Raw genomic sequence first — 24,239 nt, forward strand, 5'->3', positions numbered from 1 at the left:
TTGACCTAGCAGTACGAACCGAGCTAGCCAAACACGGTGTTACCGGCTCTAACGATCTCAGCGCGCTAGATGCGCTTACGGATGGGCAACTTATAGCACTGGCTCGCAGGCTGGCGTCTCTACTACTGAGCAGACGCACGCCAGAGGATGACGCGCTCGCCTGCCGACTGTTGAATGCCACGGTCGCCTAACCTACAAAGACTTACCAGCAAGGGCCATCCGCAAGGGTGGCCCATTTTTGTACTTACACAACTGAATAGAGGTTTGGATGGCCGATAAGGGCATCTTCATCAATGTCGCCCCCGCTCTTGATATGGCCGCACTGTCCGCTGTCGTCGGCAACATGAAGCGGATCTTCCAGGGTGCTGGGGCCGAGATCTCAAAGGAGATCTCCGCGCCGACGAAGAGCATCAAGGCGCTGGAGGATCAGATGATCGCCTCCGCGAACCGCGCTGCCGATGCCCGTATCCGTGCGGCCAAGCTCGCTGCAGACGCTGAAGTGGCCGAAGCCAAGCGTGGTGCCGTTGCCCAAGCTGGACTAGCCAAAGCGGCTGAAGATCGCTCAGCGGCTGAACTAGCGGCAATTGCCACTATCCAGAATCGCAAGGACAAGGCTGCCCAAGCGGCCAAGGAATCCGAACAGGCATCAACCCGTGCCACTGCTGCCGCCGACGCTCATACGGCCGCGCTGAGCAAGTCAGAGGCAGCGGGCATCACCATGGGTAGCGCGCTGAACGGTATCGGTCTGGCCGCTGTCGGTGGCCTGGGCTTCGCGATGGCCGAGACGACCGGTAAGGCCGCCGACTTCCAAACGCAGATGACGAAGCTCACCGCGAGCGCTGGTGAGTCATTCGACAACATTGCCGTTGTCTCTCAGGGCATCCTGCAGATGGCAGGTCAAGTGGGCTACAGCACCAAAGAGCTTAGTGACGGAATGTATCTGGTCGAAAAGGCCGGGTTCCGTGGTGCTGACGGGCTGAAGGTGCTGCAGGCCGCTGCCGAGGGTGCGGGCGCTGAACAGGCCGACCTCAAGGAAGTCATCAATGGCCTGACAACCTCCATGACCGACTTCGGGGTCGCCCCCGACAAGGCGGCCGACTTGATGAGCAAGATGGTAACCGCTGTCGGACAAGCGAAAACAACGTTCCAGGACTTTGCCGGCGCGCTTCATAGCGTGGAACCTGCTGCAGCACAAGCACATCTGAAGCTTGAAGATGTGTGGGGAACGCTCGCGCAGGTCACCCAATCGGGCACATCACCGCTGCAGGCATCGCAGAACATGGCGCAGGCCATCACGTCACTGTCGCGTCCGAACTCGGTGCAGGCCAAGAAAATGCAACAGCTTGGCATCAACCCTGACGATGTGTCACAGCATCTTGCTGACCGTGGCCTAGCCGGATCTCTGCAATTCCTTCAGTCGCAGATCGCGGCCCGTATCGACCCGTCAACCAAGCTGGTCGACACCGGGGAACTGACCCGCAACGCTGGCGCGCTGAGCAACCTGCACGACATGATCAACGACAGCGCACTGTCTGAGCAGGATAGAGCCGCTGCACAGGCGTACTTCAACGGTCAGATGGGCAGCCGCGCCTTTACGATGGTCGCCCGCAAGGCCGACTCTGACGACTCCAAAAAGCTTGAGCAGATAAAGCAACTCACTGATCAGGTGAACGCGTTCTCTCAGCGCGTGGCAGGTGGACGCGACACGCTGGAGACGATGAACACGGCCCTTGGCGACGTCACCGGTACCGCTGAGGCCGCGAGTATCGCGATGCAGACCACGGGTAAGCATGCCGGGGAGACTGCCGACAAGATCAAAGAGATTGCCAGCACGACGGTCGACGCCGACGGGCACGTAAAGGGTTTCGCCGAGACACAGGAAACCCTCAACGGGAAGCTCCGTGACGTCAAGGCCGGGTTCGGTGCCGTAGCTATCGAGGCCGGTGACGTGTTCGTGCCCGTGCTGACTCACGTCGCCAACGGGCTAAAGACCGTGGCCGACTTCATGAGCCAACACAAGGGCATCGCGGAAGGCTTGATTTACACGCTGGGCGGCCTGACTGCAGCATGGGTCACGGTCAAGGCCGCGATGCTCATTGCCGACATCTGGAACGCCTTCAAGGGTTTCGCCGGATGGGTCACAGAGACGATGATCCCGCGTCTGAGCCTGCTGGCCACCGAATTTCAAGGCTTGGGCCCTGCCGCTGCCGAAGGTGCTGCTGGCGTCGAGGCCGCTGCCGCGAGCGAAGTGACGGCCGTAAATGGCGTTACCGCTGCGGCTGGTGTCGCCCGTTCCGCACTCCTCGGGGTCGGTGCCCTGGCTGCCGGTGTCGTCGGCTACACGCTATGGGCCGACCAGTACGTGAAAGATCACCCCGCACCACGCGACAGCATTGACGGTGCGAACGCTGCGGGCCGGGGTGGACTGGCAAGCGGTATCGGCAAGGCGCTGCACCCCGATACCACCGACGACGGAAGCGGCTTCGCTGGGATTGACACAAGCGGCAACGCTGGGACCACGCCTGAACAACAACGCGCGGGCACACTCGCCCGCCAGCAAGGCCGCTCAGGTCTACCGGACGAACCGGTTCCTGCGCTGCCCAGCATCCCACTGCCCGCGTTGCCAGCTATGCCAGCCGCTGGCCCCGCTGGAGGTGGCGGCGGTAGTGGTAAGAGCGGAAGCGCGAAGAAGACTCCAGAGGGTTCCAAGAGCGACCCGCTTTACACCCTGCCAGCGGACGCGCTGACGGGCCAACAGGCCAAGGGTGGTCCGAACCCCTGGGACAGCTATAACCCGCTGCAGGACGCGGCTTCTGGCGGCTTCTCGCTGCCGAACATCGCACGCATGGGCACAACGTTCCTGGCAGAGCTGGCCCTCGGTAATCCCCTCGGACGGCTACAGGCTAAGAACCGTGGTGGCGATGCGTCAAACCCGGTCTACGTGCAGGACGTGAGCGGTGGAGCTGGTGGCATTGCTGGCCTCACGCGCTCAGCGGCTAATCCGTTGTTGGATAAGGCAACGCGGCTCGCGGAGAACGCCAACGGGCTTACCTACCAGTACGGTGGTGTGGGCGATGCGGTGCACCAATTCTCCTATGACTGCAGCGGTTTCATGTCCGACATCTATTCAGCACTGACCGGACAGCAGACCGGAGTGCGCAGGTTCGACACAGAGAGCGACTTCACCAAGCTCGGTTTCCGTCGTGGCTTTGATCCCAACTCTCCATTCAACATTGGCGTGCACAACGGTGGTGGCGGTCAGAACTCACACATGGCTGGCACCCTTAACGGTGTCAACGTCGAAGCTGGCGGCTCGGACGACAAAGTCAAATTCGGCGGCAAGGCTGCCGGTGCATTGAATCCCGAGTTTGAGAACCACTACTACCTGCCTGCCGGTTCCGTAGTGCCATCGGCACTACCCGGCCTTCTCACGCAAGGTGGACAGTTCTCCGGTCTCCCCGCTGCTGGGTCTCCACTGCAGCAACTGCAGGGCGCATACGGTACCGGTGGCTTCGGCGGCCAAGGCGCGATGTTTGCACGGCCTGGCGGCAACGCTGGCGGCACGTCACGCGCAACCAATGCTCAGGGCACGTCGCCCGGGTTCGGGCTCTCCGGTGGCGTGCTGGGGGCTGCGGAGGGTGCTGCATCGGCAGGCGCTAATGCCTTCGCTCCCGGCGCTGGCGCGGCGGTCGACATCGCGAGCCAGGAAGCCAACCGGTTTGCCGGTTACCTGGGCCAGCTCGGCGGCATCGCGGCTGAGGGGTTGATGGAAACGTTCACGCTCAACGACAGTCCGATCGCCGATCCGAGTAAGAATATCTTCGGCAAGATCGCCTTCGGTTTAGCTGGCGCTCACCCGACCGCGCCGAACAGCGCGGGGCAGACCGCGCCGAAGATGAGCCCTGACGACTCCAAGCAAGGCGACGACAAGCAGCAGGGGCAGAACGGGCCAATGGTGCAGACCGGCGATATCAACATCCAGAACGGCGACTACCACAAGGTCACTCAGGAGATGAATCGCGGAATGCTGCAGTACGCCAACGGCAATCCGGTCTAGATCACGACGGACCTAGCTCCATCTGGACCACCGGTCACAGTGAACTGAATCTCTGCTTCGCGCAGCATTGTGCGGCGCTCCTCCGCGTTCGCACCATGCCACGCCTGACCCCAAGTCACGCCCGTGCCGACCTGTTCCCAATGACCCTCAACCTGTGGTTTGGCCTCCAAGGTTTGAATCTCGGCGAGAACGGCGTCAATCTGTCGCTGTAGAACGTTTTGCGCAGTTCGCGATGCGGTAACACCAAGTTGCTTTGTCAATGCGTCAAAACGCCGTACAGCGTCGGCAAGGGCTGTCGTGGAATCCTCGCCGGGTATCCATTTGCGCTCGGTGATCTCTTTATCGCCGTACCCGCCTAGTAGTACTGCTTCGGCTATTTCCTCCAAGAAATGAGCCCGCATGCCGACAGGGTGCTCACAATTCCTGTGGGGCCGGTAGTAGTAATACCGCTTCCCTCGTGACATTCGTGAGTCGTGGGACATCGTTGCGCCGCACTCTCCGCACTTCACCAGGCCCGACAACGCCGAGGCATCGCGGCGCACGCCTGCGCCTCGGTTGCTGTCCAGAATGGCCTGTAGACGTTCGTACATGTCCAGAGTGATCAGTTCGGGGCCAGCTCGCAGCGCCTTACCGTCAGGCCCGAGGTTGGGGTACTCACCAAGTAGCTTCCGGCTACGCAAGATGTTCCTCAGCGCCGACTGAGACCACGTCTTACCTCCCCGTGGCGCGGGCGTGCCCTCAGCTTCGAGGCGTCGGCAGATATGGCCGAGGGGAGTGCCGTCAAGTACTTCGGTGACTACGCGTCGGATCACCTCGGCGCGAACGGGGTCAATGTCGAGCTTGTATCCCTCCGGCGTCTTCACCGCGCGGTAGCCGTATGGCACGGCCCCGCCACCGAATCGTCCTACCGACCTCAGGTGCCGGTGAGAGTCGGTGACTCGGGTGCTGATGGCCTCTAGCTCCATCTCGGCCAGGGCTCCGAGGAACCCGGCCATAGCGCGGCCGATGGGCGTGCCCAGGTCCAGGGACTCCGTGAGAGACACGATTGTCTTGTCATGTTCATGCGCCCAGCGGAACAGATCGTTGAGCCCAAACATGTTGCGCGCCAACCTGTCTAGCTTCCACGCCACGATTCCTTCAAACTCGGGCCAGCGGTTGTTCAGCCAGTCCCCGAACTGTGGCGTATCGAACGGGGAGAGCTTGCCCGATACGTCGATATCCTCGGCCCAACCAATGATCGCGTGACCGTGAGCGCTGGCCCATTGCTCGATGTGCTCGCGCTGGCGCTCCACCGATGTGGACTCGTCCGTGCTGACGCTGAGTCGTATCCGACCAATGAACTTTGCCATCTGCGCAGCGTACGCCAGTTGTGGGGTTACGTCTAAGTTGGTGGCCATACGACATCCACAGCTATGTGGATGTGGCGCCGGCGCTCGCCGCGCAGGGCTACCGGGTGATCGTGCCGTTCGCGCGCGGCTACGGGTCGACCCGCTTCCTGTCGGCCACCACGAGGCGCAACGGGCAGCAAGGCGCACTGGCCACCGATGTCGTCGATTTCATGGATGCTCTGCACATTCCGCAGGCGATCCTCGGTGGATTCGACTGGGGCGCACGCACCGCGGGCATCGTCGCGGCGGTATGGCCGCAGCGCTGCGCGGGACTGGTCGCGGTGAGCGGCTACCTGATCGTCAATCTCGAGGCGAATCAGAAACCGCTGTCACCGGAGGCCGAGCACGGTTGGTGGTATCAGTATTATTTCGCCACCGACCGGGGCGTCGCCGGCTATCGGCAGAACACCGCCGAGTTCAACAAGCTGATCTGGAAACTCGCCTCGCCGCGATGGAATTTCGATGACGCCACCTACGCGCGGACGGCCGCGGCCTTCGACAATCCCGACCACGTCGACATCGTCATCGACAACTACCGCTGGCGGCTCGAGCTGGCGCCGGGGGAGCCGCAGTACGCCGACCTGGAGCGCAAACTCGCTGCGCGGCCGCCTATTTCGGTGCCGACCATCACGATCGGCAGCGATTTCGACGGACCCAATAAGGACGGTGCCGCCTATCGCGGGCAGTTCACCGGTAAGTATGCCCACCGCACATTGGACGGCATCGGGCACAACGTTCCGCAGGAGGCGCCGAGCGAATTCGCCGACAGCATCGTGCAAGTCGGCAAACTCACCTAGCGCGCGGGTCAGGCAGGCACGACGACGGTCAGCTCGTCGCCGTCGCGTTCGACGTGCATGTCGGCCCTGCGGGCGATCGTGGCAACCGCTGCGGCGTCGCCCGGTTCGGACCGGGAACTCGCCAGGGTCCGCGCCAGGCGTCCCTTGTGTGCCTTGTTGAAGTGGCTGACCACGGTGCGGTGTCCGTCGGCGTGTTCGGCGAGCACCTGCACGCGGACCGCGCCGGGTATGCGGCCGAGTGCGGCGTAGGAGCCCGATCGCAGATCGACGACCAGGTGTTGGGCGGACAACTCGGCGAGCACCGGCTCCAGCACCGGACGCCAGCGGGTGCTCAGCCCCGGTTGTCCTGGCAATTTCGAGGTCGCCGACAGCCGGTATGCGGGCACGGGATCGTCGGCACGCAGCAGGCCGAACAGTGCCGACCCGACGGCGAGCCGGGCGCGCGCCCGCTCGGCGGCAGCGCCGCGCAACGAGTCGACGTCGAGTGCGTCGTACAGCACGCCGGTATAGCGGTGGATCGCCGGCAGTGTCGGGGCCGAGCGCAGTTCGGCATTGCGCTCGATCTCGGGGTCCTGCTTGGCCGAGAGTCCCAGCGCCTTGCGGCTCGCCGGTAGGTCGGCGGACAGGCCGATCAGTTGGTCCACGAGTTCTTCACGCAGCGGGGTGAGAGCCGCAGAGCTGAGCTGGTCCAGGCGCAGCGGTGGGCCGTCCCCGCCGGCGCGCTTGGTCTCCGAGGGAGGCAGGAGCACGATCACGACGGCGACGTTAGCCGAGAGGTCGTGGTCCATGGCGCTCCGATCGGTGTGACCCGTGTCCGGTCAGACCGGCATGGGTGGAGCGAACGGATCCGCCGGCGGCGCGCCGGGCGCTTCGGGGGCCGGGGGCGCCGGCACGTCCAGCTGAACCGGTGGCGGCGGGGCGAACGGGTCGGCCGGGGGCGGAGCCATCGGGTCGGCCATCGGCGGGGGTCCCGGGGGCATCGGAGCGTCCGGCGGCGGAGCGTCGAACGGTGCCTCGGGTGCTATTGCGGCCGGATCCTCGGCGGCCACCGGCAGGTACATGTGGTGCGTGAACTGTCGCTGAAAGGCGCCACCGCCGCCGATCTTGACGCCGCGGCCGCCCTCGCCGGACGACACCGGGGTGCCGTCGGGCAGGGTCACGGCGGTGTGTCCGCCGTTCCAGCCGATCACCAGGGCACCCGGCTCGCTGCCGTACTTGAAGCCGCGGGCCAGCAGCGCGCGCTCCTGGTTGCCGGTGTTGAAGCGGTCGCCGAAGGCGGGGCGGCCGGTTGCCACGTTGCTGACCCACGAGGCCAGGCCGGAGCAGTCGGTCCCGGCGGGAGTGTCACCACCGGAGATATACGGCGTGCCCGAAACGGACTGGACGAGCGCCATCAGCGATGCGGTCGCAATAGCAAACATGCGGCGGGACGTTAACAGCAGGAAAACTGGGCTGACAAAATATGTGACACCCTTCACAAGGGCTGTCGAGTATCGGCTGGTTCACGCTATTTCGGAATGAGTGTGGTCATCGGCGGTGCCTGTTCCGAGGATCTTTCCGCCTGCCGAGGTGCTCATCGGGTTCGTGTGACGGTTTACTCCAATGTCGTTGTCGCACTTGGTTCGGCAGCTGTTGCGTCACGGCGCCATCGGGTGCGGAAATACGTGAATTGGCCGAAATTACTTATCAAATAGGCAATTTCGCGACCGAGTGGGATCGGCTCGCGGAGCGGCCATCGGCACTCGGTGCCCGGAAGCGGGGACGTCCTATGAGTTGCGGACGGCATTGTCGCACCGGACGCTGCGCAGCGATTCTGGCGAATGGCGGACCGGTATGAATTCCCCGACCATGGGGCGTGCCGCAGCGATTTCACGGGGCCTCTGACGACTACATGCAGCCAAACGGCTGCATAATGAGACGGCGCTGCCGAATGGCTGCGGGTCAGGAGGCCGGTGGGTGATGGACGAGGTGTTCAAGGCCCTGGCCGACCCGAACCGCAGGCAGTTGCTGGACGCTCTCAACGACCGCGACGGGCAGAGCCTGGCTGAGCTGTGTGCCGGCCTGCCGATCGCCCGGCAGTCGATCAGCAAGCACCTGGCGCTGCTGGAGGCCGCGGGGCTCGTCACCACGGTGCGCCAGGGCAGGCACAAGTTGCACTACGTCAATGTCGAGCCCATCACTGCGATCACCGACGGGTGGCTCAGCCGGTACGACCGGGCGACGACGCCTGCCCTCGGCGACCGGGTGGGGCACGACGCGCCCGACGTCCGAGAGTTCCGCTACACCACGTATATAAGGACAACACCCGAGCGACTGTGGCAGGCCGTCACCAACCCGGCGGTCGCCCCGGACTATCTGGGCCATGCGATCGAATCGGCGTGGCTCAAGGGTTCGGGCTATGTGTGGATCGAAAACGGTCTGCGGACCGAACATCCCGATCAGCTGATCCTGGAGTCCGATCCGTATCGACGGCTCGGATTCACCTACCGCACGCTCACCGCCGACGTCTCAGGCATCAGCGAGGAACTTCTCGTCGCCGCTGCCGCCGAACCCCGCTCGCGCGTGTATTTCGACATCGAGCCGCTCGACGATCTGGTGAAGCTCACCGTCGTCCACGACGACCTCAGCCCGGGCAGCGTCGTGCTGCCGCTGATCTCACACACTTGGCCGATGAAGCTGGCTGGTCTGAAATCCCGGTTGGAACAAGACGCGCCGTGCTGAGCACCTGGCGTGGTGCCTCAGGCGAGAGCGTCTGCCCGATCCTTTTCCGCCGGCTTGGGCCACGGAGCGGGTAGCGGCCGCTGGCGCACCTGCTGAGGCCACCAGAACCACTTTCCGAGCAGGGCCGCGATCGACGGCGTCATGAACGACCGGATGACGAGGGTGTCGAACAGCAGGCCCAGGCCGATGGTGGTGCCGACCTGGCCGATGACGGCAAGCTCGCTGACGGCCATGGACATCATGGTGAACGCGAACACCAGGCCTGCGGAGGTGACCACCGAGCCGGTGCCGCCCATGGAGCGGATGATGCCGGTGTTGAGGCCCGCGTGGATCTCTTCCTTGAACCGGGACACCAGCAGCAGGTTGTAGTCGGCGCCGACGGCCAACAGGATGATCACCGACATGGCCAGCACCATCCAGTGCAGCTCCAACCCGACGAGGTGCTGCCAGATGAGCACCGACAAGCCGAAGGATGCGCCCAGCGATATGACGACGGTCCCGACGATGACGGCCGAGGCCACCACGCTGCGGGTGATGATCAGCATGATGATGAAGATCAGGCACAGCGAGGCAATTCCGGCGATCAGCAGGTCGTAGTTGGCGCCTTCCTGCATGTCCTTGAAGGTGGCCGCGGTGCCGCCGAGGTAGATCTTGGATCCCTCCAGCGGAGATCCCTTGATGGCTTCCTTGGCGGCCTGCTTAATGGCGTCGATGTGCGAGATGCCTTCGGGGCTCATCGGATCGCCCTCGTGGCTGATGATGAACCGCACCGCATGCCCGTCAGGCGACAGGAACATCTTCATGCCGCGCTTGAAGTTCGGGTTGTTGAACGTTTCCGGCGGCAGATAGAACGAGTCGTCGTTCTTGGACGCGTCGAAGGCCTGGCCCATGGCCGTCTGGTCCTTCATCATCGCTTCCATCTGATCCTGCAGCCCGCCCATGGTGGCCTGCATGGTCAGCATCATCGTCTTCATGTTCTTCATGGTCGCGATCATGGGCGGCATGATCTTGACCATCTGCGGCATCAGGACATCGAGCCGATCCATGTCCGGCATCAGCTTCTGAATGTCGTCGGTCATGGTGTCGACGCCGTCAAGGGTGTCGAAGATCGACCGCATCGTCCAGCAGACGGGGATGTCGAAGCAGTGCGGTTCCCAGTACAGGTAGTTGCGGATGGGCCGGAAGAAATCGTCGAAATCAGAGATGTGGTCCCGCAATTCGGCGACGTCGGCGACCATCACATGCATTTTGTCGACCATGCTGTGCGTGGTGTCGGCCATCTCCTGAGTCAGCTTGACCATGGATTCCATGGTGTTGATGGAGACCTGCATCTCGTCAGCCATCTTCAGCATGTCTTTCATGCGGTCCTGCATGTACTTCATGTTCATCATCTGCGTGGTGCCCTGCATGCTGATCTGGAACGGGATCGAGGTGTGCTCGATGGGCGTGCCCTGCGGGCGCGTGATGGCCTGCACCCGGGAGATGCCGGGGACTTGGAAGATGCGTTTGGCGATCCGGTCGACGACGAGGAAGTCCGCGGAGTTGCGCAGATCGTGGTCGCTCTCGATGAGCAGCAGCTCGGGGTTCATCCGGGCCTGGGAGAAGTGCCGGTCGGCCGCGGCGTACCCGCTGTTGGCGGGGAGGTCCGACGGCAGGTACTTGCGGTCGTTGTAGTTGGTCCGGTAACCCGGCAGGGTCAGCAGTCCGATCAGGGACAGGGCGATCGTGGCGATCAGGATCGGTCCGGGCCAGCGGACCACCGCGGCACCGACCTTGCGCCACCCGCGGGTACGCATGGCCCGCTTGGGCTCCAGGGTCTTACCGAACTTCGTGACGATCGTGATCACCGCGGGCCCCATGGTCAGCGCCGCGAACACCACGGTGACCATGCCGATGGCCAGTGGGATACCGAGAGACTGGAAGTACGGCAGGTTGGTGAAGTGCAGGCAGAACGTGGCGCCGGCGATGGTCAACCCGGACCCCAGGATCACATGCGCGGTGCCGTGGAACATCGTGTAGTAGGCCGATTCTCGGTCCTCGCCGACACTGCGGGCCTCTTGATATCGGCCTATCAGGAAGATGGCGTAGTCCGTGGCCGCGGCGATGGCCAACGTCACCAACAGGTTCGTCGCGAACGTCGAGAGCCCGATGATGTTGTAGTAGCCCAGGAACGCGATCAGACCGCGCGCCGCCGACAGCTCCAGCACCACCATCAGCAGAACCAGCACGACCGTCACGATCGAGCGGTACACCAGGAGCAGCATGACGATGATGACCGTGAACGTGAGAGCTTCGATCATCTGCATGCTGCGGTCGCCGGCGATGTGCTGATCGGCCGACAGGGCCGCCGGGCCGGTCACGTAGGTATGGATGCCCTGCGGCGCTTGCACGCTCTTGACGATGTTCTGAACGGCTTCGACGGACTCGTTGGCCAGCGCCTCACCCTGGTTACCGGCCGTGTAGACCTGCACGTAGGAGGCCTTGCCGTCAGAGCTCTGAGCACCCGACGCCGTCAGCGGGTCGCCCCAGAAATCCTGCACGTGCTCGACGTGCTTGGTGTCGTCGCGCAGCTTGGCGACAATCTGGTCGTAATAGTCGTGGGCGTCCGAGCCCAGCGGCTCGTCGCCCTCCAGCACGATCATGACCGAGCTGTTGGACTTGAATTCCTGGAACACCTCGCCGACGCGCTTCATCGCGATCATCGACGACGCCTGATCGGGGGTCATCGACACCGAGCGCATCTTCCCCACCTCTTCGAGCTGGGGAACGATCACGTTGAGCACCACGATGACCGCGATCCAGCCGAGTATGATCGGCAGCGCCAGGCGCCGGATCCACTTGGCGAGCCCGCCGTGGTTGGCCTGCGGTGGCTGCGCGGCGGGGAAGGCGTCTGTCGGGGTGTCGTGCGTGGGGGTGCTCATGCAGATTTCACCAAGCAGAAGGTCTGGGCGTTGACGCCGGTGGACGTGCGCTGGTCTTTGAGTTCGTCATCGACGGTGATGCGGCAGCTGATGGTGCTGCCGTCGCCTTGCGCCACGATGTTGGGGAACACCGACGGCGCGGTGCTCTCCAGTCGCAGTGTCCACGGCAGGGACACCCCGTCGACGCGCTGGGGCTGGGCGTCGAGGTCCAGGTAGTTGACGTCGGCGGTGGCGCCGGGCTCCCCGGTGATCTCGTAGACCACGACTTTGGGGTCGAACGGTTTGGTGTCGTCGACCTTCGCGCTGGCGACACCCGAGCCGTCACCGGCACCGAAGAAGGTACGGACCCGCATTACGGTGAATGCCCCGATGAGCACCACCACGAGGATCAGCACGGGGATCCAGAACCGTCTCAAGAGCTTCATGTTTCGCTGGTCAGCCTTTCGGGTGCGCGACGAGACAGCTGTCCTTGCCGTACGACAAGTGAAACCTATACAGTCGGCTAACTTCAATCAAGTCGATTGGATAGCCGCCGGTGTGATGCGGACACGCGCTGTCGCTATCCCCGTTCACGGTTGCCGTCACCTTGATTAAGGCGAGATATTAGCCTATTTAATAGATTCGCAAAACGGGCGGCTACCCGTGTCGTGGCTGGTAACCGGCGTCGCGCCGGTCGACGCTGACGTGGCAATGCACCCGCCGCTGAAAAAGAAAACCCCCTGCGGTCGAGCCGCAGGGGGTTTGGCGTACCCGTGGGTTACTGCCAATTCCATACCGACATGTCGCCGGCGGGGTAGTTCGCGCAGACATCGGTGGTGCGGGCCGCGACACCCTTGTTGTTGAAGAACAACTTGGCCCAGTTCGGCCACTTCCATGCCATGTTCTCGTAGAACGCGTTGGTCGCCGTGTCCTCGGAGTACTGCCGGCGGGCCGCGTAATCGAGTGAGAAGAACCAGTGGATCCGGTCCTGCGTCTCCTGTTGGAGTTCGGGCGACTTGTTGTTGTAGTCGATCATGTACCGCTCGTAGTACACGGGCTCGACGTCCCGGGCGGCAGCCATGATCTGTTCTGCGGTGCAGGTGGTCCGCAGGATGCGGTTCGGGATCGGGTAGTCGTCGGTGGCATCAGCCGACGCCGGGCCCGGCGCGGCGGCCAGGCTACCCGCGACGGCACACGCGGCGACACCGGCGCGGATCAGATTGCTTACCCGACGTGTACGCAAAGCCTTCAATGTTTCGCTCCAAGCCCTCGATCTGGATTGGCTGACAATCAGCCCTGATGCGCTGCGACCTGATCGATCACCGGCTGCAGGTCAGGGCAGTAGAAGTTGATGGCCGTACCCACGAACTGCCAGGCCTGTGCGGTGGTGCTGTCCTTGGGCAGGTTCTGGGAGACGAACTTGGCCGACTGGTAGGCGTCATGATCGACGCCGTTGTGCAGGCGCTTGCACGCGATCTTGCCGATCCAGGCGTTGTAGTCACGCGGCCCGTAGATGCCGAAAGTGTGCAGCTGGTTCGCGAAGTCGGTGTCGATCTCGGCGTGTGCCGGAGCGGCGAACGCGATGGCGGCGGCGGCGCCGATTGCTGCCAGGCCTGCAAGCTTCATGCGCTGAATCTTAGATCATCTAATACAGAATTGGACAGTCAACCCCCGAACATCCAATGCCGAATTCGCCGGATCACCGCTGCTCAACCGTAGGCCACCAAGAGTGGAATTCGTTGTTCGGCGCTGGTCAATGAGCCGTGCTGGCCGATCAGCGACGACTCGATCGGTTCGGTCGTGCGGCGCAGCAACGCCGCCGAACCGCGTGTCGCGGCCACGACGTCACCGATCCGGTACCGCACCGCGTCGCGGATCCGCGGCCCGAACCACCCGGCGGCGATGGCCTCGTCGCGGGGCAGTACCCATGCCGTGTCGCCGAGTGCGTCGCGCCACCGGGCCAGCACATCGTCACGCGCACCGGCCGCGGTGTAGACGTGCCGGGCCCGCGCTTCACCGCCGATATCGGCTACGCCGTCGTGCAGGTCCGTCCGCTCATCGAGGTCGACGACCGCGGTGGGGTCGACGGCGACCATGCCGTGGTCGGCGACGACGGCGAGCAGCGCGTCGGGCGGAAGCGTCTCGACGATCGACTCGACCAGCTTGTCGACCTGGCGCAGGTGCATCCGCCAGGCCGGCGAGCCCGGCCCGTGCAAGTGACCGACGAGATCGAGTTCGCCGTGATAGCCATAACAGAATCCGCCCCGCGCCACCGCGTCCGTGACACCGGCCGCGAGCTCGCCGAGGGCATGCACACCGACATAGCGGGCGCCCCGCAGGACCGCCCGGGTCAGCCCCGACTCGGCGAACTCCGCACCGGAGACGACGCTGACCGCCACCCCGGCCGCAGCTGCCCGCTCGAACGTCGTGGGCAGTGGCTGCAGCTCCTCGGGGCGCACCTGCTCGCGCAGGTCGTCGCCGCGGGGGTGCGGTCGCCACCGCAGGGCATTCATCACTCGAACATCGGGGGAGTCGGGCACCCGGAAGGACATGCCCACCAGGCCGTGCTCGCCGGACCGGCATCCCGTGCCGATCGCCGCGAGGCCGGCCACCGTCGTGGAGGGGAAGCCCACCTGCAGTGTCTGGCCGCGCAAACCGGCCAGCACCGGGGCGTCGGCGGCATGGGAATCCAGCAGTTCCGCGCCGAGCCCGTCCACCAGCAGAACGCACGCACCGCGCGCGGGGCCGGGCAGCTGGAGGCGGGATTCGAAGCCTGCCACCCCGAGCGTGCTCAGCACCGCCGGGACCACGTCGGCCAGCGCGGGAGCATCCGGATCAAGGTGTGGCACATCCACATCGCGAGCTTCCCACACCTCTCGGCCGGCCCAGGTCGGCGCGGTGCGGGCGTGCGCGCACAGTGGGGCATGCCCGGGCAACCGGTACGCTGGCCTGCTATGAGGCCGACGAGAGCAGCGATTCTCGCCGCGGCGCTTGTCGCGGCCGGGGTTGGAACCTTCAGCGGCGTAGCCACCGCTGATCCCGACACGCCGGAGCCGACGCCCGCCGCGCCGGCGCCCGACCCGAACGCACCGCCGGCTCCCGCACCTGCGGCGCCGGCCGGCGCTCTGGCCACCAGCATCGATCACGACGGCACCTTTGTGGTCGGCAAGGACATCGCGCCGGGCACGTACGCGTCGGCGGGCCCCGTCGGCAACGGTGCGTGCTACTGGAAGCGGATCGGTGACGACCAGAACCCGATCATCGACAACGCGATGACCAAGAAGGCGCAGACGGTGGCGATCGAGCCCACCGACAAGGCGTTCAAGACCAGTGGCTGCCAGCCGTGGGCGCAGACCGATGCGCCGCCGGACGCGCAGGCGCAGGGCGGCCTGCTGCCTGCGCTGATCGCCGGGGGCCAGCTCCGCGGCATGCTCGGCACCCTGAACAACGGCGCCCGCCAGTACGACGGATCGCAGGTACCGACGCCCTGACGGCCGCGCGGGCCCGACACGCCGAGCCTGCACCCCAAGATGCGTACTGGTGGCGCCCGCGTGGCCTGATTGCCTTGCCGCGCAAGCAAAACCGGTGCGCACATCGCCCTGCGGTGGCCGGGGTTCAGCAAGTGCACAGCAGCGGCGACGCGCGACCTGAGCGCTCCCGCTGTTAGTCTGCGAAGGCCGCCGGTCGCCAGGTCGAATCGGCGTGTGGACACGGAAATCGGCAAGGATACGTAAAACGTGGCGCGCGGCGCAGAGATCAAAGCCCTGACCGGAGTGCGCATCGTCGCAGCCGTGTGGGTGGTGCTGTTCCACTTCCGCCCGCTGCTATATCAAGTCGCGCCCGACATCACCAAGGCGCTCGCGCCCGTGCTCAACTGCGGCGCGCAGGGCGTCGACCTGTTCTTCATCCTCAGCGGTTTCGTGCTGACGTGGAACTACTTCGAGCGGATGGGCCCGTCCTGGTCCACCCGCGCCACTCTGCACTTCCTGTGGTTGCGACTATCCCGGGTCTGGCCGGTATACCTGGTCACCCTGCATCTGGCCGCGCTGTGGGTGATCTTCACCATCAACGTCGGTCACATCCCGCCGGAGGACGTCAGCCCCTTCAACGCGGTGAGCTACTTCCGGCAGCTCTTCCTGGTGCAGCTGTGGTTCCAGCCCTACTTCGACGGGTCCAGCTGGGACGGCCCGGCATGGTCGATCAGCGCCGAGTGGCTGGCCTACCTGTTGTTCGGTGCGTTGATCCTCGTCGTGTTCCGGGTCGCACGAGCCACCCGGGCGCGCAGCCTGGTCCTGCTTGCCATCGCGGCCTCGACGCCTCCCGTGGTGCTGATGCTGGTGAGCGGGCACATCTACACGCCGTGGAGCTGGTTGCCGAGAATCGTCATGCAGTTCACCGCGGGGGCGCTCGCCTGTGCCGCGGTGCGCAAATTGGATCTCAGCGATACGGCCTGCCGGCGCGCCGGCTACCTGTCCATCCCGCTGGTGGCGCTCGTCATCGGCGGCCTGTATTTCTTCGACGCCCATCCGCTGAACACCGTCGGCGACGCAGGCGGAATCGTCGATCTGCTGTTCGTGCCGCTGATCGTGCTGCTCGCCGTCGGCACCGGCAGCCTCCCGGCGTTCCTGTCCACCCGATTGCTCGTCTATGGCGGGCAGATCTCCTTCGGCCTCTACATGGTGCACGAGCTGGTCCACACGGCATGGATATGGACGGTCAAGCAGTTCGAGATCACGCTGACGCCGACGCTGTCCGGTAAGGCGACCGTGTTCGGCCTCGTCGCGCTGTCGGTCCTCGGCGCCGTCCTGCTGTATCACGTCGTCGAGGAACCGGCCCGGCGCTGGATGCGCAGGATGGTCGACATCAAACCGGCGGACCCACCCAACAGACTGCACCGTATCGACGGCGAGCTCGAAGCCCGCCCGACCGGCGTTTCCGCACGCGCCGGATAGATGCGCGCGGCAGCGAAACAGCCTGTGCCACAGGTTGTAATGGGCTCGTTATCGGTGTGTCACCGTGGCTGGGGTAACCTGCCTCGGGGCCAAAGGCGCACCGTGATCACGGTGGGGGACACGTCGTCTCACCGGCAGTGGAGGTAGCAGTGAGTCGTGTGTTCACTTTCGTCATCTCACTTGGCCTTCTGGCGGGTGTGGTCACGCACGTTCCTGTGCAGCGGTACACGACATCCGGTCTGGATCCGCGGCTCAATCACATTGCCGTCATCGGCGACTCGTACACCACCGGCAGCCTGGAGGGCGGCGAGGGTCCGCGGGGCTGGACCACCCTGGCGTGGGATCAGCTCGCCCATCGTGGCGTGCAGGTGAAGGCTGACGTGGTCGCCGAAGGCGGAGCGGGCTATGTGCAGCGCGGTAACCACGGCAGCATCTTCGGTGACCTGACGTCGCGCGCGGTGAAGCCCGACGACTCGCTGATCGTGTTCTTCGGGTCGCGCAACGACAAGGACATGGACCCTGCGGCGATCACGATGATGAGCCACAACGCGTTGACGCTCGCGCAGCACATCGCGCCGTCGGCCAAGCTGCTGGTCATCGCGCCGCCGTGGGTGTCGGCCGACGTGCCGCCCTCGATCCTGAACATCCGCGACATCCTCAAGGCCCAGGCCCGCGACGTGGGTGCGGCGTTCTACGATCCGATCGAAGACGGCTGGTTCTTCGACCGGCCCGACCTCATCGGTGGCGACGGTATCCACCCCACCGATGCCGGGCACGCGTACATGGCCGACCGGCTGGCCCCGCTCATCGGCAGGCAGCTGCCGCGCGCTCTCTGAGTGTCAGTTCGGGGCCGAGGTGCGGAAGCGGTCGCGGTAGGCCTTCGGGGCTACGCCGAGCTGGCTGACGAACACCCGGCGTAGCGTCTCGGCACTGCCGAAACCGGCCAGCCGGGCGCTTTCCCCGACCGAATGCCCGGCGTCGAGCGCCGCTCGGGCGACGTCGGTGCGGACCCGCTCGACATACCGCGCCGGAGTGGTGCCCAGCTCGGCCTGAAACAGCCGCGTCAGCTGGCGGGTACTCAAAGATGCTACGGCGGCAAGGCTTTTCACGCTGTGGTCGGCGGCGGGATCGGCGGCGACGGCATCGATGACGCGCCGTAACGCGGAAGGCTCGGAGGCCTCGACCTCCACCAGCGTGGAGAACTGCGACTGACCGCCTGCCCGCTTGAGATACACCACCAGCGACCGCGCCACCTCGCGGACCAGGTCGGCACCGTGATCCCGCTCGACCATCGCCAGCGCCAGGTCGATACCGGCCGACACCCCCGCCGAGGTGTAGATGTCGGCATCCTCGACGAAGATCGCGTCCGGCTCGACGATGGTGTCGGGATACGCGCGCCCGAGCAGGCGCGCGTGCCGCCAGTGCGTGGTGGCGCGCCGGCCTTTCAGCAGGCCCGCCTCGGCGAGGATGAACGCGCCGGTGCAGATCGACGCCAGCCGACGAGTACGGCCCGGCACCTGCCGCAGCGCGGAGACCAGGGCGGGGTCGATCGGCCGCCCGACCAGGTTGTCGCCGCCGGCCACCAGCACGGTGTCGACGTCGTTGATGTCTGAAATACGTTCAGTGACAGGGAATTTCGTGCCGATCGAGGTGGTGACTTCACATCCGTCCAGTGACGCGATCCGGATCAGGTACTGCGCGCCGAACCGATTCGCCTCGGCGAACACCTCGGCCGGGCCCGCCGCGTCGAGCAACTTCACGCCGTCGAAGACGACGATCACCACCACGCGCGGACGGGCGTTGCCGGCCATCAGCCTGCGGTGCGGCGGTAGGCGAGTTCCTTGAGTTCGGTCGGCAGCGCCTCGGCCCGCAGGATTTCGCGCAGCAATTGGGGTTCGAGGGTGAGCGCGCGGAACACGATGCCCACGGTCACGTCGTGATCGGGCCGCTCGGTCACCACGATCTCGTCACCCGCGCGTACGGTGCCCGGTGTCACCAGCCGCAGGTAGGCGCCCGGAATCGCAGTCCTGGTAAAGGTTTTGATCCATCCGTTGATCTCAAGCCATGCGGCGAAGGTGCGGCAGGGGATGCGCGGCCGGGACACTTCGAGTTCCAGCCCGTCCGAGCCCACCCGCCACCGCTCGCCGATGACCGAGTTGGTGACGTCGACACCGGTCGTGGTGAGGTTCTCGCCGAACACCCCGTTGGCGATCTCGCGGTCCAGTTCGCTCTGCCAGTCGTCGAGGTCTTCGCGGGCGTAGGCGTAGACCGCCTGATCGTCGCCGCCGTGTACCAACTGGTTGCCGATGGTGTCGCCGACCAGACCGCTGCCGAGGCCGCCGTGCATGGGCCCGGGGGCACGGACCGCGACCGCCCCGTCGGCCGGGCGCTTGTCGATGCCCGTCACCGTGCGCTCATCGTCGGGATTGGGACGTGGATGAGCCACGTTGACGGTCAGAACATGTGCCATGACGCTCAAGCTAGACCATCGGTGTCGCAACACCATTCGGGGCTGCCGGCGGCGGAGGAACCGGCAGGCACAGCCCAGTCGCGGTGTCGAGCTGGCGGCCGGGCACGCAGAACGGCGCGCATCCGTAGATGACACCGGTTTCACCGTCCGGGCAGCCCGCCGTCACCGCGGGCGCCACGCTGCCGGCGAATCCCAGTGGCACCGCGGCGAACACCACTGCTGCCAGCGTCGTGATGCTCCACCGCGTTCGGCTTCCCATGCCGCACTCCTGACGTGTTCGTGGCTCTCTGACCTGCTTGGAAGTTTAGGCTGCGACGAGGGGAGGAGGTCCACATTGCTCACCTCGATGCGTATCCCCACGGTGCTGATCGTGGGCGCGGCGCTGACGGCATGCGGCGGCGGGCAGCACGTCGCGGGCCCGTCGAGTGCGCAGCCGGCCACATCGACGCACTCCGCGACGCCGGCCGCACCGCCGAGTGCCGCTGCGCTGGGCAAGGAGCAGAGCACGGCATGGGTCGATCTGCAGGCCGGTGACTGCCTGGTCGACATGCCGCCGACCGATCCGAGCGTGGTGATGGTGACGACCGTCGACTGTGCCGCGCCGCATCGCGCCGAGGCGTTCTACCGCGGTGATGTGGCTGTCAACGACGCCGTCGCGGGCGTGGCCGACCAGGCCTGTGCCTCGGGATTCGCGTCCTACACCGGGCACCCCGCTGCCGGCAGCGGGTTGTCGGTGACCTATCTGATCGATTCCCGCCAGGACCGGACCTCGAACAATCCGGAACCGAGCTCGGTGATCTGTGTGCTGTATGCGGCCGACGGGACCGAGCTGACCCGGTCCGCGCGTCGGTGAGGCGATCCGGCGTCGGCTAGCGTCACCTGATTGTGCAGACCCTGATCGACCTCGACAGCTCGCCGGTGTTCGCAATTCCCCTGCGCGATGGCACTACCGTCTACGAGGGCGTGCTGGTCGAGGGGCCGCAGGGTTGGGGCGAGTTCGGCCCGCCGTCCGATGCCGGTGACGCGGCGCTGGTCCGCTGGCTGACGGCGGCGACCGAGCCCGGCACGGTTGGCTGGCCCGATCCGGTGCGCGGCCGGATCCCCATCGCGGCCACTGTGCCCGCCGTCGACCCCTCGCGCGCCCACGACATCGCGGTCGCAGCGGGTTGCCGGTCGGCCACCGTCGAGGTCGGCACCACGTTGGCCGACGACGTCGCGCGGGTGGCGGCGGTGCGCGAGGCCCTCGGACCCGACGGCGCGATCCGCTGTGATGCCAAGGGGCGGTGGGGCGTCGACACCGCGGTGGCGGCGATCGCGGAGTTGCACCGGGTGGCCGGCGGCCTGGAGTTCGTCGTGCAACCCTGCCGTGACCTCGCCGACGGGGCCCGGGTGCGGGCACGGGTCGACGTGCGTATCGCGGCCGATGCGTCAGTGCTCGACGCGCACGAGCCGGTGACGCGCGCGACCGCCGACGTCGCCGTCGTGTCGTGCGGGCCGCTCGGCGGCGCACGCCGCGCATTGCAGGTGGCCGAGACGACGGGGCTGCCGTGCGTCGTCACCTCGACCGTGCAGACCAGCATCGGCCTCATGGCAGGGCTCGCGCTCGCGGGTGCGCTGCCCGAGTTGCCCTACGCCTGCGAACTCGGCGGCCGCGCGCTGCTGGCGGGCGACGTCGTCGCCCAATCCCGTTCGCTGACCGTCGCGGACGGCTTCCTGCCCGTCGCCCCGATGCCTCCCGCGCCGCAGCCGGAACTGATCGACCGCTACGCCGTCACCGACCCGCAGCGGATCGCGTGGTGGCGTGACCGCGTCCGCGCGGCCACTGTCGTGGGGCGCTGAGGTTGCGGGGCGCTGAGAGCGCTCAGTCCTGCACGGCCTTGGCGATGGTCACGCACATCGTCAGCCAGTCGGGGTCCGGTTCATCCTGCTCGGTGAGCTCCCACATCGCGTTGTGCATGGTTCGCACGATCACCCAGGCCCTGGCCCGGTCGATGTCGAGTTCGGCGGCATCGGCCAGGGTGTAGAAGCGCCGCCGCACGCCGTCGCGGACGTAGCCGGCGAGTTCGTCCCACCGGTTCCACAGCATCGGGGCGATCTCGTAGTGCGGGTCGCCGCTGATCGGTTTCGGGTCGATCACCAGCCACGGTTGTCGTTCGGCGGCCAGCACGTTCTCGTAGTGCAGGTCGCTGTGGATGAGTGTTGCCGAGCAGGTCGGGTCGGCGATGAGTTCGGTGCCCAGCGTGATGGCCTGCTCCACCAGGCGGCGCGGGACCGGCGCGTTGCGGGGGAGTGCTGTCAGGTCGGCGGTCCAGCGTTCGACGAGTGCGGGCAGCCGGCGAAGCTGGGGTAGTGCCGGGACATGGATCCGGCGGTACAGCGACGCGACGATCTCGCACGCCTCGATGTCCCACAGCCCCTTGAGATCTCGGGTCTGCAACCGCTCGAGCAGCAGCGCCCGGCGATGCGGCTCGGCGCGCAGCAACCGGACTGCACCGTCGCCGCCCCACCTGCGCAGCGCGAGGTGTTCGTGTTCGGACTCCTCGTCGGGCAGCGCGATCTTGAGCACCGCGGGCCCGGTGTCGCGGCTGCGCACCGGCACCACGATCGAGCAGAAGCCGTGCATGGGCGCCCCGTCCGGGGTGAGCGCCCAGTCGTCGAGCTGGGTCTGCAGCAGCCGTGGCAGCCGGTCCACCCAGTCCTGCCACTGTGGTCCACGCACGGCCATCGCGCGCACCGCGTCGGGCAGATCGATCATCGGCTCCATGGTCGCACCCCGGCCTGTCTGACCCGGCGCCGGTTTTGACAGACTGTGCCTATGGCACAGATAACCCTGCGTGGAAACCCCGTCAACACCGTGGGCGAGCTGCCCGCCGTCGGCTCGCCGGCGCCCAGCTTCGCGCTCACGGGCACCGATCTCGGCCCGGTCACCAACGAGCAGTTCCGTGGCAAGGCCGTGCTGCTGAACATCTTCCCGTCGGTGGACACCCCGACCTGTGCCACGAGCGTGCGCACCTTCAACGAGAAGGCCGCAGGCAGTGGCGCTGCCGTGCTGTGCGTGTCCAAGGACCTGCCGTTCGCGCAGGCCCGTTTCTGTGGCGCCGAGGGCATCGAGAACGTCACCACCGCGTCGGCTTTCCGCGACGGCTTCGGTGAGGACTACGGCATCACCATCGCCGATGGTCCGATGGCCGGGCTGTTCGGTCGTGCCGTCGTGGTGATCGGTGCCGACGGCAATGTCGCCTACACCGAGCTGGTGCCCGAGATCGCCGACGAGCCGAACTACGACGCCGCGCTGGCCGCGCTGCAGTAATCGTTCGACCGCGTGCTGCCCGCCTGCGGTTCAGGCGGGCAGCACGTGTATCGGCCTCAGATGGGCCATTGCTCGCGCCGGTATCCGGCGTCGAAGAACATCCATTCGTATTGCGCGGTCTGCCGGAAATGTGCGCGCGCGACAGCCTCGTCGGCTTCGGTCAGGGTTGGCCCCACGCGGTCGGTCAGGGCCAGCACTTCCGCCACGGTCGCGGCGAAGGCCTCGCCGCCGTAGCTGTCGATCCAGCGCTGGTAGCGCGAATCACTCGATCCTCGGGCGGCCAGATCGGTTCCCACCCGGGCGTAGATCCAGTAACAGGGCAGCACTGCCGCCAAGCCGTCGGCGAAGCTGCCGCCGTACGCGGTGGCCAGCAGATAGCTGGTGTAGGCCCGGGTCGTGGGGGCCACCGGCTCCGCATTCAACGTCACGGGGTCCAGTCCCAGTTCGGGCAGCAGCTGGGTGTGCAGTTCCAGCTCGACGTCGAACACCTCGGCGGCGTGCCGGGCGAACATCGCGGTATCGGTCAGCTCCGGGGCCTTCGCCGCGACGAGGGCCAACGCACGCGCATAGTCCCGCAGATAGTGGACGTCCTGGGCGACGTAGTGCGCGAAGGCCTTGTCGTCGAGGCTGCCGTCGGTGAGCCCCGTGATGAAGGGGTGGTCCAGTATCGCCGTGTAGGTGTCCTCGATGTCGGTCCACAACCGTTTCGACCAGCTTGTCGTCGCGTTCATGGTCGCCATCTTGTCATGTCTGCCGGTGCCGCGGGAAAAGGCATTGCCGCACAACATCATTCACATACCCTGGGGCGGGTGGAGTCGGGCCCACCCGGCCTGGCGTGAGTCACCGTTCGGTCACGGTACTGCATCTCATTAGCGTTGTGCCGCAGAGAAATTGGGCAGAACGCCGATCGGCCGGTACAAATAGTTGCGGTGACTGCTGTCGACGGGCGGTCAGCCTGAGATGACACTGGGTCGAAGAGAGTTGAAGTATCCGATGAAGCGCACGTATGCCCTGATGGTCAGCGTTGCTCTGCTGCTGGCGGCCCCCGGACTCGCGTCCGCAGATCCGTACCAGCGGCCGGCCGGCAACCAGAAGTTCATCGAACAGGTTATCTCCCGGGCACTTTCGCAACGCGGTGTGCCGTTCGTCTACGGTGGCGGGGACTCCAACGGGCCTACCCGTGGCGTCGTGCGTGACGCGGCCGTGGCTGCCGCCAATCCCGCTCTCCCCGGTGCCGCGGGGCCGGTCTTGGCGCCCGCCACACCGGCATCCCCGGGGCTGTTCCCCGGCCTGTTGGGTCTCGGTGCCACGCCCGCCGCGCCCGTCGCTCCCAACGTCGTCGGTTTCGACGCATCAGGTCTCATCGTGTATTCGTTCGCAGGCGTCGGGGTGAAGCTGCCGCGGTCTTCCGGTGAGCAGTACAAGGTCGGGCAGAAGGTCATGCCCGCGCAGGCGGCTCCCGGCGATCTGATCTTCTACGGCCCGGAGGGCACCCAGAGCGTCGCACTGTTCGTCGGAAACGGTCAGATGGTCGAGACCACCGAGCGTGGCGTGGCGGTGTCGCCGGTGCGGACCAACGGCATGGCGCCGTACCTGGTCCGCATCATCGCCTGACGCCGGGCGGCGGCCCCGGATTGGTGTCGG

General features: G+C 66.0%; 23 protein-coding genes. 10 read left to right on the plus strand and 13 right to left on the minus strand.

The genetic code is table 11. The features are described 5' to 3' along the window. Positions 1-268 precede the first annotated feature (268 nt). The gene (locus BTO20_RS16415; protein ID WP_087077425.1) at positions 269-4,057 is read left to right on the plus strand and encodes a phage tail tape measure protein; all 3,789 of its coding nucleotides are present in this window, start codon (positions 269-271) and stop codon (positions 4,055-4,057) included. On the opposite strand, the gene BTO20_RS39365 is transcribed toward BTO20_RS16415, so the two are convergent. Then, positions 4,054-5,406: a recombinase family protein gene (locus BTO20_RS39365; protein ID WP_198344414.1), complete on the minus strand. Its 1,353-nt coding sequence runs from the start codon at positions 5,404-5,406 to the stop codon at positions 4,054-4,056. The genes BTO20_RS16415 and BTO20_RS39365 overlap by 4 nt on opposite strands. Between BTO20_RS39365 and BTO20_RS16430 the strand changes: the two genes are divergently transcribed. Continuing rightward, positions 5,400-6,242: an alpha/beta fold hydrolase gene (locus tag BTO20_RS16430; RefSeq protein ID WP_087077426.1), complete on the plus strand. Its 843-nt coding sequence runs from the start codon at positions 5,400-5,402 to the stop codon at positions 6,240-6,242. The genes BTO20_RS39365 and BTO20_RS16430 overlap by 7 nt on opposite strands. 8 nt (positions 6,243-6,250) lie before the next feature. Here the strand turns inward: BTO20_RS16430 and yaaA are convergent, their stop codons facing one another. Both yaaA and BTO20_RS16440 read right to left on the minus strand, forming a co-directional pair. Further along, positions 6,251-6,997 carry a peroxide stress protein YaaA gene (yaaA, locus tag BTO20_RS16435; RefSeq protein WP_087082193.1) on the minus strand — a complete coding sequence of 249 codons (747 nt, stop codon included), beginning with the start codon at positions 6,995-6,997 and terminating at the stop codon, positions 6,251-6,253. Positions 6,998-7,060: 63 nt separating this feature from the next. After that, complete coding sequence (locus BTO20_RS16440) at positions 7,061-7,663, minus strand: glycoside hydrolase (protein WP_087077427.1); 603 nt, start codon at positions 7,661-7,663, stop codon at positions 7,061-7,063. Positions 7,664-8,201: 538 nt separating this feature from the next. Here BTO20_RS16440 and BTO20_RS16445 point away from each other — a divergent pair. Then, positions 8,202-8,963: an ArsR/SmtB family transcription factor gene (locus BTO20_RS16445; protein ID WP_087077428.1), complete on the plus strand. Its 762-nt coding sequence runs from the start codon at positions 8,202-8,204 to the stop codon at positions 8,961-8,963. A 17-nt stretch (positions 8,964-8,980) separates the two neighbouring features. Here the strand turns inward: BTO20_RS16445 and BTO20_RS16450 are convergent, their stop codons facing one another. The 5 genes from BTO20_RS16450 to BTO20_RS16470 all read right to left on the minus strand — a co-directional run bounded on the left by BTO20_RS16450 (position 8,981) and on the right by BTO20_RS16470 (position 14,718). Continuing rightward, positions 8,981-11,884 (minus strand): MMPL/RND family transporter, encoded by a 2,904-nt coding sequence (locus BTO20_RS16450; protein WP_087077429.1) that lies wholly within the window; start codon positions 11,882-11,884, stop codon positions 8,981-8,983. Then, a complete protein-coding gene (locus BTO20_RS16455; protein ID WP_087077430.1) occupies positions 11,881-12,309 on the minus strand; it encodes an MmpS family transport accessory protein in 429 nt (142 codons plus the stop codon). The genes BTO20_RS16450 and BTO20_RS16455 overlap by 4 nt, the downstream gene beginning before the upstream one ends. Before the next feature lie 332 nt (positions 12,310-12,641). Beyond that, positions 12,642-13,106 carry a DUF5078 domain-containing protein gene (locus BTO20_RS16460; RefSeq protein ID WP_087077431.1) on the minus strand — a complete coding sequence of 155 codons (465 nt, stop codon included), beginning with the start codon at positions 13,104-13,106 and terminating at the stop codon, positions 12,642-12,644. Between the two features lie 47 nt (positions 13,107-13,153). Continuing rightward, positions 13,154-13,489: a DUF732 domain-containing protein gene (locus BTO20_RS16465; RefSeq protein WP_029373343.1), complete on the minus strand. Its 336-nt coding sequence runs from the start codon at positions 13,487-13,489 to the stop codon at positions 13,154-13,156. Positions 13,490-13,572: 83 nt separating this feature from the next. Continuing rightward, positions 13,573-14,718 carry an alkaline phosphatase family protein gene (locus BTO20_RS16470; RefSeq protein ID WP_087077432.1) on the minus strand — a complete coding sequence of 382 codons (1,146 nt, stop codon included), beginning with the start codon at positions 14,716-14,718 and terminating at the stop codon, positions 13,573-13,575. A 99-nt stretch (positions 14,719-14,817) separates the two neighbouring features. Between BTO20_RS16470 and BTO20_RS16475 the strand changes: the two genes are divergently transcribed. From BTO20_RS16475 to BTO20_RS16485, 3 genes are all read left to right on the plus strand, one after another. Next, positions 14,818-15,354: a hypothetical protein gene (locus BTO20_RS16475; RefSeq protein ID WP_087077433.1), complete on the plus strand. Its 537-nt coding sequence runs from the start codon at positions 14,818-14,820 to the stop codon at positions 15,352-15,354. Between the two features lie 246 nt (positions 15,355-15,600). Further along, on the plus strand, positions 15,601-16,815 hold the full coding sequence (locus tag BTO20_RS16480; RefSeq protein ID WP_087077434.1) for an acyltransferase family protein: 1,215 nt from the start codon (positions 15,601-15,603) through the stop codon (positions 16,813-16,815). Between the two features lie 149 nt (positions 16,816-16,964). Continuing rightward, positions 16,965-17,651, plus strand: coding sequence for an Rv0518 family GDSL lipase (locus BTO20_RS16485; protein ID WP_087077435.1), 687 nt, complete (start codon positions 16,965-16,967; stop codon positions 17,649-17,651). 3 nt (positions 17,652-17,654) lie between these two features. Here the strand turns inward: BTO20_RS16485 and BTO20_RS16490 are convergent, their stop codons facing one another. The 3 genes from BTO20_RS16490 to BTO20_RS16500 are packed head-to-tail and all read right to left on the minus strand — an operon-like array spanning position 17,655 to position 19,544. Further along, entirely contained in the window at positions 17,655-18,626 is a 972-nt protein-coding gene (locus BTO20_RS16490; RefSeq protein ID WP_087077436.1) for a GlxA family transcriptional regulator, read from the minus strand. Continuing rightward, positions 18,626-19,285, minus strand: a complete 660-nt coding sequence (locus tag BTO20_RS16495; protein WP_087077437.1) for an MOSC domain-containing protein — start codon at positions 19,283-19,285, stop codon at positions 18,626-18,628. The genes BTO20_RS16490 and BTO20_RS16495 overlap by 1 nt, the downstream gene beginning before the upstream one ends. A 10-nt stretch (positions 19,286-19,295) precedes the next feature. After that, a complete protein-coding gene (locus BTO20_RS16500; protein ID WP_157680231.1) occupies positions 19,296-19,544 on the minus strand; it encodes a hypothetical protein in 249 nt (82 codons plus the stop codon). Positions 19,545-19,619: 75 nt separating this feature from the next. On the opposite strand from BTO20_RS16500, the gene BTO20_RS16505 reads away from it, so the two are divergent. After that, positions 19,620-20,138 carry a septum formation family protein gene (locus BTO20_RS16505; RefSeq protein WP_232491161.1) on the plus strand — a complete coding sequence of 173 codons (519 nt, stop codon included), beginning with the start codon at positions 19,620-19,622 and terminating at the stop codon, positions 20,136-20,138. Positions 20,139-20,170: 32 nt separating this feature from the next. Continuing rightward, positions 20,171-21,124, plus strand: coding sequence for an enolase C-terminal domain-like protein (locus BTO20_RS16510; RefSeq protein ID WP_087077439.1), 954 nt, complete (start codon positions 20,171-20,173; stop codon positions 21,122-21,124). A 22-nt stretch (positions 21,125-21,146) separates the two neighbouring features. Here the strand turns inward: BTO20_RS16510 and BTO20_RS16515 are convergent, their stop codons facing one another. After that, positions 21,147-22,040 (minus strand): aminoglycoside phosphotransferase family protein, encoded by an 894-nt coding sequence (locus BTO20_RS16515; protein WP_087082197.1) that lies wholly within the window; start codon positions 22,038-22,040, stop codon positions 21,147-21,149. Between the two features lie 60 nt (positions 22,041-22,100). Between BTO20_RS16515 and tpx the strand changes: the two genes are divergently transcribed. Next, positions 22,101-22,595: a thiol peroxidase gene (gene tpx / locus BTO20_RS16520; RefSeq protein ID WP_087077440.1), complete on the plus strand. Its 495-nt coding sequence runs from the start codon at positions 22,101-22,103 to the stop codon at positions 22,593-22,595. A gap of 56 nt (positions 22,596-22,651) precedes the next feature. Here the strand turns inward: tpx and tenA are convergent, their stop codons facing one another. Then, positions 22,652-23,326, minus strand: a complete 675-nt coding sequence (gene tenA / locus BTO20_RS16525) for a thiaminase II (protein WP_087082200.1) — start codon at positions 23,324-23,326, stop codon at positions 22,652-22,654. 262 nt (positions 23,327-23,588) lie between these two features. Here tenA and ripD point away from each other — a divergent pair, with 262 nt between their 5' ends. Continuing rightward, complete coding sequence (ripD, locus tag BTO20_RS16530) at positions 23,589-24,209, plus strand: NlpC/P60 family peptidoglycan-binding protein RipD (protein WP_087077441.1); 621 nt, start codon at positions 23,589-23,591, stop codon at positions 24,207-24,209. The last annotated feature ends 30 nt before the right edge of the window (positions 24,210-24,239 follow it).

This window comes from Mycobacterium dioxanotrophicus, from assembly GCF_002157835.1.
Taxonomy (GTDB): domain Bacteria; phylum Actinomycetota; class Actinomycetes; order Mycobacteriales; family Mycobacteriaceae; genus Mycobacterium; species Mycobacterium dioxanotrophicus.

Excerpts from the sequence above, each read along its gene's own strand:
- BTO20_RS16455 (WP_087077430.1), bottom strand. The coding sequence starts at position 12,309 with ATGAAGCTCTTGAGACGGTTCTGGATCCCCGTGCTGATCCTCGTGGTG.
- BTO20_RS16495 (WP_087077437.1), bottom strand. The coding sequence starts at position 19,285 with ATGGCACATGTTCTGACCGTCAACGTGGCTCATCCACGTCCCAATCCC.
- tpx (WP_087077440.1), top strand. The coding sequence starts at position 22,101 with ATGGCACAGATAACCCTGCGTGGAAACCCCGTCAACACCGTGGGCGAG.
- BTO20_RS16440 (WP_087077427.1), bottom strand. The coding sequence starts at position 7,663 with ATGTTTGCTATTGCGACCGCATCGCTGATGGCGCTCGTCCAGTCCGTT.
- BTO20_RS16515 (WP_087082197.1), bottom strand. The coding sequence starts at position 22,040 with ATGATCGATCTGCCCGACGCGGTGCGCGCGATGGCCGTGCGTGGACCA.
- BTO20_RS16475 (WP_087077433.1), top strand. The coding sequence starts at position 14,818 with ATGAGGCCGACGAGAGCAGCGATTCTCGCCGCGGCGCTTGTCGCGGCC.
- tenA (WP_087082200.1), bottom strand. The coding sequence starts at position 23,326 with ATGAACGCGACGACAAGCTGGTCGAAACGGTTGTGGACCGACATCGAG.
- BTO20_RS16500 (WP_157680231.1), bottom strand. The coding sequence starts at position 19,544 with ATGGGAAGCCGAACGCGGTGGAGCATCACGACGCTGGCAGCAGTGGTG.
- BTO20_RS16490 (WP_087077436.1), bottom strand. The coding sequence starts at position 18,626 with ATGGCCGGCAACGCCCGTCCGCGCGTGGTGGTGATCGTCGTCTTCGAC.
- BTO20_RS16415 (WP_087077425.1), top strand. The coding sequence starts at position 269 with ATGGCCGATAAGGGCATCTTCATCAATGTCGCCCCCGCTCTTGATATG.
- ripD (WP_087077441.1), top strand. The coding sequence starts at position 23,589 with ATGAAGCGCACGTATGCCCTGATGGTCAGCGTTGCTCTGCTGCTGGCG.
- BTO20_RS16445 (WP_087077428.1), top strand. The coding sequence starts at position 8,202 with ATGGACGAGGTGTTCAAGGCCCTGGCCGACCCGAACCGCAGGCAGTTG.
- BTO20_RS16465 (WP_029373343.1), bottom strand. The coding sequence starts at position 13,489 with ATGAAGCTTGCAGGCCTGGCAGCAATCGGCGCCGCCGCCGCCATCGCG.
- BTO20_RS16450 (WP_087077429.1), bottom strand. The coding sequence starts at position 11,884 with ATGAGCACCCCCACGCACGACACCCCGACAGACGCCTTCCCCGCCGCG.
- BTO20_RS39365 (WP_198344414.1), bottom strand. The coding sequence starts at position 5,406 with ATGGCAAAGTTCATTGGTCGGATACGACTCAGCGTCAGCACGGACGAG.